This is a genomic window from Amycolatopsis sp. NPDC051102 (assembly GCF_040682815.1).
Taxonomy (GTDB): Bacteria; Actinomycetota; Actinomycetes; order Mycobacteriales; family Pseudonocardiaceae; genus Amycolatopsis.
On the sequence record NZ_JBFBBT010000001.1, the window covers coordinates 318808 to 334705 of the forward strand.

The 15898-nt window shown below is 74.0% G+C and carries 16 protein-coding genes; 10 read left to right on the forward strand and 6 right to left on the reverse strand.

The features are described from left to right. Position 1: 1 nt before the first annotated feature. The 10 genes from AB0M93_RS01375 (at position 2) to AB0M93_RS01420 (ending at position 10368) form a co-directional block, all read left to right on the forward strand. Positions 2-652 (forward strand): 2OG-Fe(II) oxygenase family protein, encoded by a 651-nt coding sequence (locus AB0M93_RS01375; protein WP_364266880.1) that lies wholly within the window; start codon positions 2-4, stop codon positions 650-652. After that, positions 640-2418 (forward strand): asparagine synthase (glutamine-hydrolyzing), encoded by a 1779-nt coding sequence (asnB, locus tag AB0M93_RS01380; RefSeq protein WP_364266883.1) that lies wholly within the window; start codon positions 640-642, stop codon positions 2416-2418. The genes AB0M93_RS01375 and asnB overlap by 13 nt, the downstream gene beginning before the upstream one ends. Before the next feature lie 428 nt (positions 2419-2846). Next, positions 2847-4073: a pitrilysin family protein gene (locus tag AB0M93_RS01385; protein WP_364266886.1), complete on the forward strand. Its 1227-nt coding sequence runs from the start codon at positions 2847-2849 to the stop codon at positions 4071-4073. Then, positions 4070-4909, forward strand: a complete 840-nt coding sequence (locus AB0M93_RS01390; RefSeq protein WP_364266889.1) for a hypothetical protein — start codon at positions 4070-4072, stop codon at positions 4907-4909. Before AB0M93_RS01385 ends, AB0M93_RS01390 begins: the two co-directional genes overlap by 4 nt. Beyond that, positions 4906-6078 (forward strand): hypothetical protein, encoded by a 1173-nt coding sequence (locus AB0M93_RS01395; protein ID WP_364266892.1) that lies wholly within the window; start codon positions 4906-4908, stop codon positions 6076-6078. Before AB0M93_RS01390 ends, AB0M93_RS01395 begins: the two co-directional genes overlap by 4 nt. A gap of 118 nt (positions 6079-6196) precedes the next feature. Further along, complete coding sequence (locus AB0M93_RS01400; protein ID WP_364266895.1) at positions 6197-7156, forward strand: ABC transporter ATP-binding protein; 960 nt, start codon at positions 6197-6199, stop codon at positions 7154-7156. Continuing rightward, the gene (locus tag AB0M93_RS01405; RefSeq protein WP_364266898.1) at positions 7153-7908 is read left to right on the forward strand and encodes an ABC transporter permease; all 756 of its coding nucleotides are present in this window, start codon (positions 7153-7155) and stop codon (positions 7906-7908) included. The genes AB0M93_RS01400 and AB0M93_RS01405 overlap by 4 nt, the downstream gene beginning before the upstream one ends. Next, positions 7901-8722 (forward strand): hypothetical protein, encoded by an 822-nt coding sequence (locus AB0M93_RS01410; protein WP_364266901.1) that lies wholly within the window; start codon positions 7901-7903, stop codon positions 8720-8722. Before AB0M93_RS01405 ends, AB0M93_RS01410 begins: the two co-directional genes overlap by 8 nt. Before the next feature lie 237 nt (positions 8723-8959). Beyond that, positions 8960-9382: a LuxR C-terminal-related transcriptional regulator gene (locus AB0M93_RS01415; RefSeq protein WP_364266904.1), complete on the forward strand. Its 423-nt coding sequence runs from the start codon at positions 8960-8962 to the stop codon at positions 9380-9382. Next, on the forward strand, positions 9379-10368 hold the full coding sequence (locus tag AB0M93_RS01420) for a streptomycin biosynthesis protein (protein ID WP_364266907.1): 990 nt from the start codon (positions 9379-9381) through the stop codon (positions 10366-10368). The genes AB0M93_RS01415 and AB0M93_RS01420 overlap by 4 nt, the downstream gene beginning before the upstream one ends. Positions 10369-10390: 22 nt before the next feature. Here the strand turns inward: AB0M93_RS01420 and AB0M93_RS01425 are convergent, their stop codons facing one another. Genes AB0M93_RS01425 through AB0M93_RS01450 form a run of 6 tightly spaced genes read right to left on the reverse strand, consistent with a single transcriptional unit; the run spans position 10391 to position 15864 of the window. Continuing rightward, positions 10391-11200: a hypothetical protein gene (locus AB0M93_RS01425; RefSeq protein ID WP_364266910.1), complete on the reverse strand. Its 810-nt coding sequence runs from the start codon at positions 11198-11200 to the stop codon at positions 10391-10393. Beyond that, positions 11193-11969 (reverse strand): ABC transporter permease, encoded by a 777-nt coding sequence (locus AB0M93_RS01430; RefSeq protein ID WP_364266913.1) that lies wholly within the window; start codon positions 11967-11969, stop codon positions 11193-11195. Before AB0M93_RS01430 ends, AB0M93_RS01425 begins: the two co-directional genes overlap by 8 nt. Beyond that, complete coding sequence (locus tag AB0M93_RS01435; RefSeq protein WP_364266916.1) at positions 11966-12910, reverse strand: ABC transporter ATP-binding protein; 945 nt, start codon at positions 12908-12910, stop codon at positions 11966-11968. Before AB0M93_RS01435 ends, AB0M93_RS01430 begins: the two co-directional genes overlap by 4 nt. A 1-nt stretch (position 12911) precedes the next feature. Then, a complete protein-coding gene (locus AB0M93_RS01440) occupies positions 12912-13976 on the reverse strand; it encodes a hypothetical protein (RefSeq protein ID WP_364266919.1) in 1065 nt (354 codons plus the stop codon). Continuing rightward, complete coding sequence (locus AB0M93_RS01445) at positions 13973-14671, reverse strand: histidine phosphatase family protein (RefSeq protein WP_364266922.1); 699 nt, start codon at positions 14669-14671, stop codon at positions 13973-13975. The genes AB0M93_RS01440 and AB0M93_RS01445 overlap by 4 nt, the downstream gene beginning before the upstream one ends. After that, positions 14668-15864, reverse strand: coding sequence for a pitrilysin family protein (locus AB0M93_RS01450; protein WP_364266925.1), 1197 nt, complete (start codon positions 15862-15864; stop codon positions 14668-14670). Before AB0M93_RS01450 ends, AB0M93_RS01445 begins: the two co-directional genes overlap by 4 nt. Positions 15865-15898: the final 34 nt, after the last annotated feature.

Here is a 15898-nt window from a genome sequence, read left to right on the forward strand (position 1 = left end):
CATGACCCTCATCGCCTCCGGCGCGATCGTCGATCGCCGCCGGGACCCGTTCGCCTGGGCCGCCGTCTCGGACCTGCTGGACACGGCCTACGCCGAGGAACTCGCCGACCGGTTCCCCGCCGGCCTGCTGCGGGAGTCGCGCAGCCCGCAGGGGCACTACCTGCTGCGCGACTGCACCGTGCTCGAAGCCGGGGAGCCCACGGACATCGCGGCGGCGCTGCCCGAGCCGTGGCACCGGCTGCTCGACTGGCTGCTCACCCCGGAGTACCGGGCGTTCGTGCGCTCGGCGACGGGCGCCGAGCTGAGCGGCTGCCGGCTCAAGGTGCGGTTGTGCGAGTACGGACCGGGCACCTTCATGACCGCGCACACCGACCGGCCGGACCGGGTGGCCACCCAGATCCTCTACCTGTCCCGGTCGTGGAGCCCGGACTGGGGCGGCGGCCTGGACATCCTCACCGCACCGGTGGACGAGGACCCGGCCGCGGTGGCCGCGTCGCTCTGGCCGAAGTTCAACACGTCGGTGCTGTTCGCCCGCAGCGACCACTCCTTCCACGCGGTGCGGCGGATCAGCCCGCGGGCGCCGGTGCCGAGGCGGACCGTGCTCGCCCAGTTCGTGGCCGATCCGGGCGGGGCGGCGACATGTGCGGAGTAGCGGCGGTACTGGGCCCGGGAGCCACGGCCGGGACGGCCGCGCGGATGGCCGCCGCGCTGCGGCACCGCGGTCCGGACCGGGTCGCGGCCCGGGCCCGCCCCGCCGCGGCCGTGGCCGCCGCCCGCCTCGCCGTCACCGGGCCCGGCGAGGCCGGGGACCAGCCGATGGCGGACGGTGGCCTGCTGGTGTTCAACGGCGAGATCCACAACCACCGCGCGCTGCGGGCCCGGCTTCCCCGCCGGGGCTACCGCGGGGACAGCGACACCGAGACCCTGCTGGCGGCCCTGGACGAGTGGGGCGGCGAGGCGTTGTCCCGCCTCGAAGGCCCCTTCGCCTTCGTGCACGTCGCCCGGGACACCGGGGTGGTGACCGTCGCCCGGGACCGGTTCGGGGTGAAACCGCTCTACCTGGCCCACCACGGCGGGCGGTGGTTCGTGGCGAGTGAGATCAAGGCGCTGCTCGCCGGGGGAGTACCCGCGGTCGTCGACCCGGCCGCGCTGCGCGCCGTGGTCGCCGACTACTGGACGAACGGCGTCGAGACGCCGCTGCGGGGCATCCGGCGGGTGCCGGCCGGGGCCGTTCTCACCTTCGACGCCGAAGGCCGGTTGCTCGGCGACCGAAGGTGGTTCGAACCCGCGGACCTGGTCGACCCGGGTGCGGCGGCCCGGCAGGCGGCGCTGTCCCCGGAAGAATGGGAAGCGGAGCTGGAAGCCGTGCTGCGGGCGGCGGTGCGCAGCCGCTTGCCGCAGGACCCCGGCACGGGCGCGGGCGTGCTCTGCTCCGGCGGGCTGGATTCGAGTTTGGTGCTGGCGCTCGCGAACGCCGAGGGGCGGCGGCTGCCTGCCTACGTCGCTTCGTTCCCGGACCAGCCCGAGGCGGACGAGACCGGGTGGGCCGCCGAGGTGGCCCGGTTCACCGGCAGCCCGCTGACCCCGGTCGAGGTGACGGCCGACGTGTGGCGGGAGCACTTCGCGGCGTCGGTGTGGCACTTCGAATACCCGTTGGTGCACCAGAACTCCGTGGCGCTCGCCGCGGTGGCCCACCGGGCCCGGGCGGACGGCCTGCGGGTGCTGCTGTCCGGAGAAGGCGCGGACGAGCTGTTCGGCGGATATCCCTCCCGGCACCGGGCACAACGGCTGGCCTTCGGCGTCGGCGCCGGCTCGTTGGAGGTGCCCGCGCGTCGCAACGACGCGTTGCGGGCCGCGCTCGAGGTGGGGGCCGCGGCGGACGCCGAGTACGCACGGCGTCTGCGCGAGTCCCTGGACCGGGCCTTCGCGCACCTGCCCGGATCTCGGCGAGCCCTGGCGGTCGCGCTGGCCGGGGACCTGCGGCTGTTCCTCAGCCACGGGCTCAACCGGCTGGACAAGAACCTGATGCAGGCCTCGATCGAGGCGCGAGAACCGTTCCTGGCCACCGGTGTGGCCGCCTTCGCGGTGAACGCGCCGCTGGAAAGACACCTGGCCCCGGTGCTCAAAGCGGGGCTGGCCGCGGTCGCCCGCCGCCGGCTGCCGGCCGCGGTCGTGGACCGGAAGAAGTCCGGCTTCAATTTTTCTCTTTCGTCGTATTCGAAGGGGCTGGACGAGCGGTGCCTGGAAAACGGGGTGCTGCGCACGGTGCTGAAGGTGCCGTCCGGCCGGTGGCGCACCATTCTGGCCAATGTCGAAGAACGGACGAAGTTCCGGCTGTGGTCGGCCGAGGTGTGGTGCCGGTTGTTCGTCGAGGGAGCGGGGATTGCCGAGGTGAACGGCATGATCTGGCGCGAGTGACGTCCGCGTGAAGTGAAGGATGACGTCTCCGGTCGATCTTCGAAGCAACGAGGATCGACATTTTGTGCTGCGCTTTTTATCGAGGAAAAACAATTCCTCCAATTTTGGACAGGGGGCTTGTCGGGAGCGTTTCGGATCGGCTAGCTTTTGGTGAGCCGAGACCGAAAAAGGTTCTCGGATATCCCAGCCGGAATCTCTTCCGGCTCGTCACGAGGAGGAAAACCATGGAGCGTCAGCACTCCGCCGGTCTGCGCCCGACCCTGGACAAGTCCGGTCAGGCTCGCCGGCACTCGGCCGGTCTGCGTCCGACCCTGGACAAGATCGGCAAGTGACCTTCCGCTCCCGCTGAGGGAAGGTCACCGGGCCCGGCGCCCCCGCGCGCCGGGCCCGGCTTCCCCGCCCCTTTCCCTTTCGTTCCAGGAGGTCCGATGTTCGCCGTCGACCGGATGACCCTCGACAACGGGGTGCCTGTGCTCGCCCGGACCGACCACCGCTTCGCCACCGCCGCGGTGGCGGTGGCCGTCGGCGCCGGATCGCGTGACGACCCGGCCGGGCAGGGTGGCACGCTCCACCTGCTGGAGCACCTGCTGATGAGCTCGCGCACCGCCTCCTCCCGGCCGCTGGCCGAGGAGATCGGCGCCGGCGGCGGCACCGGCAACGCGGTGACCGCGCTGGAGCTGATGCTGCTGCACGCGCAGGTGCTGCCCGAACACGCCGCGCCGGCGCTCGCCACCCTGGCCACCGCGGTCGCCCGGCCCGACATCACCACGGCGGACTTCGAAGCCGAGCGCACCGCGGTGCTGCAGGAGCTCGCGGCGGCGGCCGCCGACCCCGCCGACGTCGTCCAGGACGCGTTCGTGGGGCAGCTGTTCCCCGGCCACCCGCTGGGCCGGCCGGTCGGCGGCACGCCCGAAGAGGTCCGGGCGGCGTCCCCGGAAGGGGTTCTCGCCGTGCACCGCGAGCTGCTCGCCACCGCCCCCCTCGCGCTGATCGCGGTGGGGCCGCTGACCGCGAAGGAGGTGGCCGATGCGGTGCGGGGAACCGGGATCGACGAGCTGGCCCGCCGTCCACGGGAAACCGCCGGGGCCGTGCTCCCCCCGCTTTCCGCGGTCCCGCCGGCCCGGGACTGGCCCGCGGAGTACTGCTGGCTGTCGATCGGCGGCCGCTCGCCGGCCGCGGACGATCCCGCCCGGCACGCCTATACGGTTCTCGGCCACCTGCTCGGCGGCGGGTCGTGCTCGCTGCTCTACCGCCGGCTGCGGGTGGAGAAGGGCCTGGGCTACCACTTCCAGGCTTGGCACCGCAGTTACCGCGACGCCGGGTCGTGGCGCGTGCTGATCGGCGCGGAGCCGGAAAACGGCCCGCTGGTGCTGGACATCGTGCGCTCCTGCCTGGCCGAGGTCGCGGCCGGTGCGGAGGCCGGCCTGATCGGCGTCGCCCGCCGGGCGGCTGCCTTCGACCTGCTGGAGGAGGCGGACAACCCGCTCGGCCAGGCGATCCAGCTGGCCCGCGGGACCGGCGCCGGGGTGCGTCCGTGGTCGGCCGCGGAGGAGGCCGCCGCGCTCCGCGCCGTCCCCGACGCCGAGATCGCCGCCGCGGCGGCGAGGCTGCTGGCCGAGCTCACCGTGACCGTGCGGCCGGAGGCGGGACGATGAGCGCGCCCGTCACGATGGCACCCGACTGGGACTCCTTCGCCGGCAGCGGCCTGCTGCACGAGGTCGGCGGCCACCGCTGTGTGGCCGGCGCCAGCACGGATCCCGACGGTCACGTCGACTGCCTGGTGGAGCACGCCCCCGAGCCGGTCGTCACCGACCCGGCGGCGCTGCGGCTGCTGGCCGGGACGGTGCTGGCGGAGCACCCCGGCGACCGGTGGCGGGACCTGGTGGTCCGCGTGCCGGGGCCGGTCGTGCCGGCTCCGCCGCTGGCTCGCGATCTCAGCCACCTCCGCTGTACCGGCGCCTTCGACGCCACGGTCCGGCCGCCGGACGGGGTCCGCATCGCGCCCTCCGCCGGCGCCGGCGACGAAGCGCACGTGCGGGACTGGCTCCGCCGCGCCGTCGTCACCGGGAACGGCGAGCGCGAGCTGCCGCAGGAGGACGAGGTGGTGGACCGGATCGTCGACGGCTACCTGACCGCGCCCGACCGGGTGTCCCTCGTGGCCTCGGTGACCACCGCGCAGGGACGGCTGCCGATCGCGCACGCCACGATGCTCACCGCGGCCGTCGACGACCTCATCGGAACATCGTTCGTGGACCTGGTGGACATCCTGGTGGAAGCCGGGCACGACGCCCGGGCGCTCATCGGCGCGCTGTCCGCCGCGTGCGCCCGCCACGCCCGGGCACTGGGGCGCCCCCTGGTCGGCAACGTCGTGCACAGCCGGTCCGACGCCGCCAACGGCGAACGCGTGGTGGCGTCACTGGTCCGGCGGGGCTGGGAGCTCACCGACACCTACTGGCGGTGTTCCCTCGAGGGCCTGCGGGGCGCGCGATGACTTCGTCCAGCAGCGGCTTCGAACCCACCCTCGACCTCCTGCGTACCCTGCTCGACGCCCAGGACGCGCCCCCGGACGTCCTGCTGCACCGGGCCCGCACGGCCAGCTACCTCCTGCCGCCGCTGGTGCTCTCGGTGGCCGACCGGGAAGGCCACCGGCTCGGCACCGGCTCCGAGGACGAGGTGCGGCGGCATCGCGAACGGATCGCGCTCTACCGGAAGATCGCCGAACTGGCCGTGTCGCACGGCGCGCGGGTGGTGAAGGGGCCGGCACTGGCCCGGTTCCTGCCGCCGTGGGTCGTGCGCACCTCCGGTGACCTGGACCTGCTGGCCCCCGGTGAAGCGGTGCTGTGGAAGATCGCGCTGGCCGTCGAGGAGCTGTTCGGCGCCCGGGAGCTCATCCTGACCCTCGCCGGGTGGGGAGCCGGGGCGCACCTGATGGTCGGGCTCGTTCGTGCCGCCGAGGACCCGTGGCTCGACCGCGAGCTCTGCGTGGAGATCGCCACCTTCGCCTACCCCGGTGACTTCGAACGGGTTCCGCTGCGGGCCGCGATGCCGGCCCGGGAGAGCACGGCGCAGCTGCTCGCGGTCGCGGAGGAACGGCTGCAGCGGACGTTCGGCGTCCGGGACGCCCTGGACTGCCTGGCCGTGCTGACCTCCGCGGAGGCCCCGGACCCCGCCGAGCTGGCCGAGGCGGCCACGGCCTGGTCCCTGGCGCCGGAGCTGCTGGAACTGGTCGAACTCGCGGAGGACGCGGCCGGCGCCGCCGCGGCGGTGCCGGCCGCACACCGGACGGCGCTGGCCGGGCCGGCGGCCGCGGAACGCGCGCGCCGGGACGAGATCGAGGCCGTCCCGGGTCCCGAGGGCGAAACCCGGCCCGAGCGGATGCGTCGCCTGCTCGCCGCCGGCGGGCCGGTGGCCGAGCGGCTGCGCGCCGCCTTCCCGGTGTTCGGGATGCCGCTGCGGAGCGGGACCGGGTTCGCTCCGGCGGACCGGGCCACGGTGTACGAAGACGGCGACCTCATCGTGCTCACCACGCCGCTGGACGCCTTCCTGCTCGTGACCGAGCAGGTGGTCGCGCCCGACCGGTACCGGCGGGCGCAGGAGCTGGCCGCCCGGCTCGCCACCGCGCAGCGCGGGGCGGTCACGGCCGGATCGGGGCAGTCATGAGGAGTGGCATCGCGGCTTCGCCCGGCCGGATCCGCGTCGCCGGTGAGGTGACCGCCGAACGGGTGCGGCCGAGGCGGCCGCGGTCGTGGACGACCGCGGCCGCGGGAAGGAGCCGGACATGACGGCGGCGTCTCCCGGCATCGAAGTGACCGATCTCGTCCGGGTCTACCGCGGCGGGAAAGCCGGTTCCCGCCATGCGCTCGACGGCATCTCCTTCACCGTGCGGCGAGGCGAGACGGTGGGGCTGCTCGGACCGAACGGGGCGGGCAAGACCACCCTGGCCCGCGTGCTGTCCACCCTGCTCACCCCCACGTCGGGGCGGGTGCGGGTGGCCGGCTACGACGTGGTCGCCCAGGCGCGGCAGGTCCGGGCGAGCATCGGCCTGGTCCTCGGCGGCGAACGAGGGCTCTACGGGCGGCTGACCGCGGACCAGAACGTGCGCTACTGGGCCGCGATGTGCGGGCTCGGCCGCCGGGAAGGCCGGCAGCGGACCCGGGAGGTGCTGCGGGAGCTGGGCTTGGCCGAGCACGCGGACCGTCCGGTGGAGCGGTTCTCCCGGGGCATGCTGCAGCGCGTGCACCTGGCCCGCGCCCTCGTCGCCGACCCGGCGGTCCTGGTGCTCGACGAGCCGACCGCCGGCATGGATCCCAACGCCGCCTTCGGGTTCGTCGAGCTCGTGCGGCAGTTGCAGGAGCGCGGCACCACGATCCTGCTCACGACGCACGACATGCGCGAGGCCCAGGAACTCAGCCACCGGGTCGTGCTGCTCGACCAGGGCCGGATCGTCGCGGCCGGGCGGCCGGCGGAACTGCTGTCCGGGCTCGCCGAGCACCGGGTGGTCAGCGTCGCCGCGGCGCCCGCCGGCGCGGTGGAGCGGCTGGCCGCGGCCGGCGGCACCGGCACTGCCGTCCTCGACCGGTCCGGAGAGCTCCGCTGCACGGTCTCCGGCACGCACCAGCTGGCCCGGACGCTGGCGGTGCTCGGCGAAGCGGGCTGCACCGGGATCTCGATCAGCACGCCGGGGCTCGACGACGTCTACCGCTCGCTCATCCCGGACCGGGAGTTCAGCGTCCGATGAGCGAACACGTCCGCACCGCCCTGCTGCTGGTCCTCCGCCGTCCCGGGGTGCTGTCCCTGCTGGTCTTCGTCCCGCTCTACTCCGTGGTGTTCTTCACCGTGGTGCGGCAGAACGGCCGGCCCGACCTGGCCGCCACCGTCGCCCTCACCAGCTTCGTGATGACCCTGTGGTCGCACGCGGTGTTCGTGTCCTCCGAGGCCGTCGACCACGACCGCGCCGAGGGGATGCTGGAAGTGCTGCTGGCCGCGCCCCGGTCGTACGCGCGGTCGCTGATCCTGCGGATCGCGGCGACCGAGGCGGTGTGCCTGCCGGCGGCGGCGGAGATCGCGCTCATCGGGGGATGGGGGTTCGGCTTCCCGCTGCGGATGGCCGCACCCGCCGCCTTCGTGGCGGCGCTCCTGCTCACCTTCGCGGGCACGGTCGGCTCGGCGATCCTGCTGGCCTCCCTCTTCGTGCTGATCCGGGGGGCGCGGACCTACCAGAACGCGCTCACCTACCCGTGCTACCTGCTGGCCGGTCTCGTCGTGCCCGCCTCCCTGCTGCCCCGGCCACTGGCCGCGGTGAGCCACGGGTGGTTCCTCGCCTGGGGAGCCGACCTGATGCGGGACGCCCTGCACGCGGTTCCCGCGGAGCTGCCGCGGCGGCTGCTGGTGCTCGCGGTGCTGGCCGCGGGCCAGAACCTGGCCGGCGTCCTCTTCATGCGGCGGGTGATCCGCCGCGCCCGGGACGGGGGTGTGGCGCTGCATGCCTGAACCGATTTCCCCCACGCCATCCCGCCGGGCGGCCCGCTGGCTGCGGGCGGCGGACCGGCAGCTGTACCTGTTCCAGATCGGGGTCAGCAGCGGCTTCGTCGACTACCGGCGCATGTTCACCTGGAAGTCCTGGTTGTTCGGCTGGGTGCTGCGGCTGGTGGCGCAGGTGGCGTTCTTCGCCTCGATGGGTCGGCTGCTCGGCGTGCCGGGCAGCCAGGACTACCTCGCGCTCGGCAACGCCGCCCTGCTCGGCCCGCTCGGTGCGCTGGGCGTGGTGTCGACGGTGGCGGCCGAGCGGCGGGCGGGCACCTTGGTCCTGCTGGTGCTCAGCCGGGCCGCGGCCTTGCCCGTGCTGGCCGCGCGCGGTCTCTACTGGGCGTTCGACGCGGTGCTGACCGCGACGCTGGCCACCGCGCTGCTGCCGGTGATCGCCGGTACGGCCGTTCCCTTCGCCGCGCTGCCGGGGATCTTCTGCCTGGAGGTACTGGGCACGGTGTCCTGTTACGCGCTGGCCCTCGCGCTGACCCCGCTCGGCATGCGTTTTCCCGAGACCCGCGGCTACCTGACCTCCGGGGTGCTCGTGCTGCTGATGCTGTTCAGCGGGGTCAACACCCGGCTCACCGGGGGAGGGCCCGGCTCCGTGCTCCCCATGACCCACGCACTGACCGGCATCCGGCAGCTGGCCGCGGGTGGGGCGTTCCCGTGGCCGGCCCTGGGTGGCGAGCTCCTCGTGTGGGGCGGGTGGATCCTCGCCGCCGCGGTCATGGTGCCGTGGGGACTGCGGCGTGCCGCCCGGTCCGGCGGCCTCGGCTGACTGTGCCCACCGGTGACTGCCCGCCCTCCGGCCGGCGGTAACGCGGGAGGAACGGAGCGGGAACGGCGCTCGGCAGGCTGAAGACCAGTCGAGACGCGGCGGAAGGAAGACCACCATGGGCGCGCCGTCCGGTGCACAGCAGGGCCCCGCCGACGCCGGGGGAGCGCGGCGAGGCGTGGCCGTGGCACCCTGCCCGGGCCGGGCGGCTTCGCTCCCGCGCGGCCGGGGAGTTCGCCGGTGACCGGTGCGGAGCGGATCTCCGGCCGCTCCAGGGCGATCGAGCCGGGGCCGCCGCCCGACGCATCCGGGGGACGCGCGAACCGCGATCTCGGGGCCGACGCCGGAACCGGGAGCCGACGGCGGCTTTCCCGGCTCGACGCGCTGATCCTGGAGGCCGTCGCCACCGGTGCGTCGAGCGTGCGGATCGCCTGCCGCCTGCACCTCAGCCGGCAGGCCGTGGATTACCACATCAAGGGCATGCAGCGGCAGTTCGGCGCGGTCAACCGGACGGCGCTGGTCGCGAAGGCCTGTGTGGCCGGGGTGCTGGAAGTCGTTACGTGGCCGCCGAAAGTGCCGCCGTCGGTCATCCGTGACCACCGCGACGCCGCCAGGCCGGTTCGCCGGCGGCCGTCGGGCCGAACCGAAGGAGACGAAGAGTGACCGCGGAAGCGCTGCGCCCGGAGCCGGGCGGGCACGGCCGGGTGCACGGGTTCCGGGACGTCCGCCGGGTCGAAGTCGTGCCGATTTCCGCCCTCACGGTGAGCGGCTCGCCGCGGTCGGGCGGTATCGACATGGCGCACGTCCGCGCGCTGGCCGGCACGGACGCGCCCTTGCCGCCGATCCTCGTGCACCGCCCGGGCAACCGGGTGGTCGACGGCATGCACCGGCTGCGCGCCGCCGTGCTGCGCGGCAGGCGGGAAATCGAAGTGTGCTTTTTCGACGGATCGGAAGCCGACGCGTTCATCGCCGGAGTCCAGGCCAATGTCACCCACGGGCTGCCGCTTTCCCTGGCCGAGCGGGAGGCCGCGGCCGTGCAGATCATTTCCTTGCGGCCGCAGCTGTCCGACCGGGCGATCGCCATGGCTTCCGGATTGTCCGCCCGAACGGTGAAACACCTCCGTTCACGTTCGACTGCGGGAATTCCTCAATCGCACGAACGGGTCGGCCGCGACGGCCGGATCCGGCCACTGGACGCCGCGGCCGGCCGCCGGCGCGCGTACGAATGCCTCCAAGCCCGCCCGGAGGCATCATTGCGCGAAATCGCCCGGGAAGCCGGAATAGCGATCGGCACGGCCCGCGATGTGCGAGCCAGGGTGCAACGCGGAGAAAACCCGCTCCCGCCCAAATTGCGGGGGCGAACCGGCTTCGCCACGGAAGAACCGCTTCGGCCGGCGCCGGTGGCGCCCCGGCCCCTGGCACCGGATTCGTCGGCGGCGCTGCGGGTGCTGAAGAAGGACCCCGCGTTGCGGTTCAGCGAGCGGGGCCGCGAGCTGGTGCGGTGGCTGGTGGCGCAGGCTGCGGTCCCCGCCGATCTGCCTGCCATGCTCGACTGCGTTCCTCCGCATTGCGTGGAGGCGGTCGCGGCGGTGGCGGCGGCGCACGCGCGGCGGTGGCAGGACGTCGCCGAGCAGCTGCGGCGGCGCTGACCGGCCGGTACGGCGGTGCGGTTCACGTCGCCGTGGTGAGCCGGCCGGTGCGGACCTGGTGCCGGACGGAGCCGACCACGGCGAAGTGGGCCATCGCCAGCCAGCCGAGGCCGATCAGGCACTCGAGACCGAGGTGGGTCAGGAACGGCACCGTCGACGGCGTGCCGGCCACGGCCGCGCGGACCGCGGGCAGCCCGTTGCGCACCGGGATCAGGTGCAGCGGAACGCTCCAGACCGGGTTGCCGGCGGGTGCCGCGGTGTTGACGCCGGTTCCGGCCAGCAACACGATCGTCAGCGTGCTGGTGAGGAAGGTGCGGGCTTCCGGCCAGCGGATGCTCAGGCCGGAAACCGCCATGGCCATGGCGTACGTGGAGAGCGTGAGCACCACCTGTCCGCAGAAGATCAGCGGGAGAGCGCCGTGCTGCACGCCCAGGCCGAGCAGGGCGGAAACCACGCCGAGGGTGACCAGCGAGGTCAGGAGCCCGTCGAAAACCCAGTACAGGCCCCGGGACAGCAGTACCACCAGCGGATCCGTCGGCGACAGGAGCAACAGCTGCAGGGTGCCGAGCCTGCGTTCCAGCGAGGTGGAGGCGACCACGCCGAGGCAGCCCAGCGGCGCCAGGACGAGAGCGTTGCCGACCGCCGCGTAGCGTTCGTCGGCGACCGTGCCGGTGAGCCGGCCCAGCATGGCGAAGAACAGCACCTGCGCCACCAGCCGCAGCAGCCAGCCCAGCAACCAGGACTTCCAGGTGAACAGGCGCCGGTAGTCCTCGAAGCTGCTGAGCAGCCCCAGCCACAGCACCTGGAACAGCGAACGCGCCTTGTCAGTCATGGAACCGCACTTCCCCTCGCCGGAGCCGGAGCAGGACGCGCTGCAGCATCAGGGTGCCGGCCGCGCCGGACGCCACCGCCAAGGCGGCCGCGAGGCCCAGGTCCCGCCAGCCGCCGGGGGAGCCCGCGGCCGCGGCCCGCAGGCCCTCGACCGCCCAGGTCAGGAAGAAGGCGTCGGAGAGCTGCCGGAGCCCTTCGGGCAGCGAAAAATGCGGCAGGATCAGCCCGCCCAGGAGGTAGAACGGGTAGGTGAGCGCGTTCTGCAGGGTGCGCGCCCCCCGCACCAGCACCAGCAGGCCGCTCAGCAGCAACGCGCCGGCCGCGCACCCGGCCAGGCAGGTGAGCACCGCCACGAAGAACTGGAAGGGGACCCGGATCACCAGGCCCGTTCCGTGGGTCAGGAGGCCGACCACCGCGACCTCCGCGATCACCGGGGCGGCGAGCACGGTGACCGTGACGATCCGGACGACCAGCGAAACCAGGTACCCCGCCGGCGCGGTCAGGTTGACCTCCATCGTGCCGCTGAACCGCTCCTCGTCGATCACGTGCGAGGCGGTGAAGACCGCGTGCCCCCAAGCGGCCATCACGAAGGCGGTCAGGCCCAGCGACGTCAGCAGCTCGGCGGACGGGCGGTGCGCCGCGACGGCTCCGAAGAACACCACGACGTAAAGCGGATTGATCAGCAACGGGGCCAGCGAACCGAGGCGGCGCAGCACCAGCCGGAGCTGCATCCGCACCGAGTGGATCGCCACCCCGGCCACCCCGGTCACAGCGAGAACTCCCGGTCCGCGATGAGCGTCCGGTAGACCTCGAGCAGCCCGGGGCCGGCCGTGCGGATGTCCCGCGCGTTCTCTTCGGCGAGCACGGCGAGGACGGGGGAGACGTCCTCGCGGCGGGTCACGCCGACGACCACCTTGCCGCTGCCGTCCACTGTGCACTCGCCGACCCCGGGGAGCGCCTCGAGCCGCCGGACGGCGGCCGGGGCGACGTGGGTCGCGCTGATCGTCCGGACACCGTCGAGCGCCCGCCCGAGCCGTTCCGGGTCGTCCGTGGCGAGGATGCGGCCCCGGTCGAGGAAAGCGACGCGGGTGCACAGCTGCTCGGCCTCGGCCATGTCGTGCGTGGCCATCAGGATGGTCTTGCCCGCCGCCTGCAGGTCCTCGACCAGCCGGCGGAACCCGATGGCGGCGTTGGGATCCATGCCGCTGGTGGGCTCGTCGAGGATGAGCACGGGCGGATCCGCCACGAGCGCGCGGCCCAGGTGGACCCGTTGGAGCATCCCGCGGGAAAAGGTCTCGACCGGTTCGTCGGCGCGGCTTTCGAGGCCCAGTTCGGCCAGCAACGAGGCGATGCGGGTCCGGGCGACCCGCGACGGGACCCGGCACATCGCCGCCCAATACTCCCAGTTCCGGCGGGGGGAAAGCCGTCCGTAGAGCCCTCGTTCGCCCCCGAGGACCAGGCCGACGCACGAGCGCACCGCGCGGGCTTCGGTCACCACGTCGTGCCCGGCGACGCGGACGGTGCCGGAGGTGGGCAGCAGGAGGGTGCTCAGGATCCGGGACAGGGTGGTCTTGCCGGCGCCGTTCGGGCCGAGCAGGCCGAAGACCTCGCCGCGTTCCACACGGAGGTCGATGCCGTCGAGCGCCACGTGGCCGGGCCGGCGGCGCTGGGTGAACACCCGCCGCAGCGCGGTCACTTCGATGGCCGCCATGTCAGGCTCCCGGGACGGGCGTGGCGGTCCGCAGGCTCTTGCTGAGCCGGCGGGCGTGGTCGACGTCCGCGGCGTCGACCCGGGCGCCGGTCAGCATGAGGTAGTCCCCGACCGGCGTGTGCACCAGTTCTCCGCCGGGCGTGGGGCCGCCCGGGTGCCAGGTGGTTCCCGGCCGCGCGAAGCGGTCCAGCAGCAGGCCGAAGCGGACGTTGTCGGCGCTCGACCATCGGCCACCCGCCAGCGCCGGGTCCGCCGAGGGACCTGCGCACCGGCGCCGGGCACGCTCCGCTTCGGCCAGGGCCGGGAGCCGGCCGGGAACCCGGCCGCCGGACAGGGCAGTGGCGAGGGTGACCAGTTCGAGCAGCTCCGGGGCGACGCGGAAGGCGGTGACCGCTTCCTCCGCGGCCGGCCCGGCCAGCAGGTCCGGTTCCGCGGCCAGCAGAACCGCGCAGTCGAGCACGTGCTTCACCGAAAACGGCCCCTGGCAACGCTCTTCGGCGACGGCGAACAGCTGGGTCAGCGGCTCCGAGGACGGGAAGCCGGGACGCATCGGGATGGCCGCCTGGTCGCCGGCGTAGGCGAACGTGCTGATCTCCACCTCGAAGTCGGACTCGCTGAGCGGGTCGTCGGATGGCCAGTCGAGCCCGATGAGGCAGTGATCAGTGCCGTCGTGCCGGATCAGCGTGAACACCGAGGGAACGGCGTCGTAGCCGTCGATCAGGCGCCGCGCCGCGGCCCAGAGCTGCTCCTCGGAGGAGACCACGAGGTCGAGGTCACCGACCGGGCGCTGCAGGTGGGCGGGATAGCGCCGGGCGAGCGCGGGTCCTTTCAGGACGGTGGGATTCGCGACGGCGCGGACCAGAGCCAGCGCTTCGGCGTACCGGCGGGCCCGGACTCGTTGCCGCTCCAGCACCAGGGCGGTCCGGGCGCCGATCGGGTGCCCTTCGGCCGCGGCCGCGCTGAACACGAGGGGAGCCAGCGGCTCGCCGAGGGCCCGGGCCAGCCGCCGCACGGGTTCGTCGGGATCCACGCCTGCCGCGGCGTACAGCTCGGTGAGGCCGATCATCGGAGTGCGCCTTTCGACGAGAAGACGGTCAGGGGCATCGACAGCGAGTCCTCCAGGTGCCAGGTGTCGTTCACGCAGCCGACGACCGCGTGCCCGTCGTCGAGGCCGATCCGGGTGATGCCGGTCAGATCGAGGCGGAACAGCGTCCGGGCGGGGCTGCCGAGGAGCGCGCAGAGCACTTCGTTGATGACTCCGCCGTGCGTGACGACGATGGTGCGGGCGCCTTCCGGGCACCGGCGCAGCGCGCCGAGGACGCGGGCGCGGAAGTCCCGGCGGTGTTCGCCGCCGGGCCAGCTTTCCCAGGCGCCGTCCCGCCACCGGCGTTCGTGGTCCGGGTGGCGGCCCGGGATGGCGTCTTCCAGCGTTCCCCGGTGGAACTCCGCCCAGGCGTGGTCCGCTGCCGGCCGCAAGCCACAGGCGGCCCCGATCCGGTCGGCGGTGGCGCCGGCCCGGCGCAGGTGGGAGCAGAGCAAGTGGTCCCAGCCGAACGCGGCGAGGCGGGTGCCGACGGCGTCGGCCTGCTCGCGTCCGGCCTCCGACAGCGGCGGGTCCCACCGGCCGTCGGGTGCGTGTCCGCGGTCGGTGGCTTCGTAGGCCCCGTGCCGGACCAGGCAGATCTCGGTCAGCGTGGCCGAGGCCGCCGGTCGTCCGGCTCGGCGGGAAGGAGCGGTCGCGTTCCCGAAGTCCGTCGTCACGTCCGCACCGTCACTTTCAGCGTTTCGGCCACCCGGGCCGCGGCGGCGCGCACCTGGCCGGGAGTGACCTGCTGCAGTGCCGCCTGCTCGGATTCCGGGGTCCAGGAAGGGTCGAGACCGCCGCGGAGCGCGAGGTCGATGGTGAGCTGCCACGGGTCTTCGGCGTCGCGCCGGCTCTGGCCGACCGCCTGCCGCACGGCGATGGCGTGCTCCCGCGCGCTCGGTCCAGTCTCGGCGATGCGGTGCAGCAGCCGCTCGACGACGGCGACGGCCTTCGGGACGTTGCCGGACTCGACCCCCATCAGCACTCGCCAAGCTCCGGCGTCGGTGTAGTGCGACGGCCAGGCTTGGAAGGTGTAGGCGAGCCCGGCCGCGTCGCGCAGCTCGCGGTAGAGCGAAGAAGCGGGGCTGGAACCGAGCAGGTGGCCCAGCACGGCGTAGGCGGCGCAGGCGGGATCGCGCGCCGGGACGGCCCGCCCGCCGACGGCCACCCAGGCGAATTCGCCCTCCGCCGCCGGTTCCGCCGCGGGGCCGGGACGGACCGGTTCCGGCGGGCTCCCGGGACGGCGGAAGTCCCGGGCGAGCAGGGCATGCTCGGGGAGCGCGGCGCGGATCCGGCCGGGGTCGGCGCCCCCGACCACGACGACGCGGTGGGGCGGCAGGCCCCGCTCCCGCTCGGCTTCGGCGTCGGCCGGCGTGAAGCTCGCCACGTCGCCGGGATCCCCCGCGACCGGCCGGCCCAGCGGGTGGCTGCTGCCGAACAGGTCGGCGAGGAACGCGTCCTGCACGACGTCGCCGGCGTCCGCGCGGGCGGTGGCGATCTCCTGGGCGACGACGTTCTTCTCCCGGATCAGGTCGGCTTCGGTGATCTGCGGGGATTCGACCGCCCGCCACAGCGCCGCGGCGACCTGCGGGGCGTCTTCGTCGGCCACCCGGGCGTAGTAGAGGGTCAGCTCGTTGCCGGAGCTCGCGTTGGCCGTGCCGCCGCGCTCCTCGACGAGGTCGGTCAGCGCGCTTCCGCTGCCGCGCGCGGACATCACGAGGTGTTCGAACAGGTGAGCCGCGCCGGCGCGGCCGGGGCGGTCGTCCCGGCTGCCCCGGGCCAGCGCCACGCACAGGGTGGTGGTCCGCAGCCACGGGCGGTGCCGGGCCACGAACGCGCCGGTGGTGTCTTCCGATGGGTTCGACGACAAGGGAATCAGCCCTCCAGCCGGGTCGTCCGGCGCG

Bases quoted from the DNA above. Each gene is read 5' to 3' on its own strand.
- AB0M93_RS01375 (WP_364266880.1), top strand. From the start codon at position 2: ATGACCCTCATCGCCTCCGGCGCGATCGTCGATCGCCGCCGGGACCCG.
- asnB (WP_364266883.1), top strand. From the start codon at position 640: ATGTGCGGAGTAGCGGCGGTACTGGGCCCGGGAGCCACGGCCGGGACG.
- AB0M93_RS01385 (WP_364266886.1), top strand. From the start codon at position 2,847: ATGTTCGCCGTCGACCGGATGACCCTCGACAACGGGGTGCCTGTGCTC.
- AB0M93_RS01390 (WP_364266889.1), top strand. From the start codon at position 4,070: ATGAGCGCGCCCGTCACGATGGCACCCGACTGGGACTCCTTCGCCGGC.
- AB0M93_RS01395 (WP_364266892.1), top strand. From the start codon at position 4,906: ATGACTTCGTCCAGCAGCGGCTTCGAACCCACCCTCGACCTCCTGCGT.
- AB0M93_RS01400 (WP_364266895.1), top strand. From the start codon at position 6,197: ATGACGGCGGCGTCTCCCGGCATCGAAGTGACCGATCTCGTCCGGGTC.
- AB0M93_RS01405 (WP_364266898.1), top strand. From the start codon at position 7,153: ATGAGCGAACACGTCCGCACCGCCCTGCTGCTGGTCCTCCGCCGTCCC.
- AB0M93_RS01410 (WP_364266901.1), top strand. From the start codon at position 7,901: ATGCCTGAACCGATTTCCCCCACGCCATCCCGCCGGGCGGCCCGCTGG.
- AB0M93_RS01425 (WP_364266910.1), bottom strand. From the start codon at position 11,200: ATGACTGACAAGGCGCGTTCGCTGTTCCAGGTGCTGTGGCTGGGGCTG.
- AB0M93_RS01435 (WP_364266916.1), bottom strand. From the start codon at position 12,910: ATGGCGGCCATCGAAGTGACCGCGCTGCGGCGGGTGTTCACCCAGCGC.
- AB0M93_RS01440 (WP_364266919.1), bottom strand. From the start codon at position 13,976: ATGATCGGCCTCACCGAGCTGTACGCCGCGGCAGGCGTGGATCCCGAC.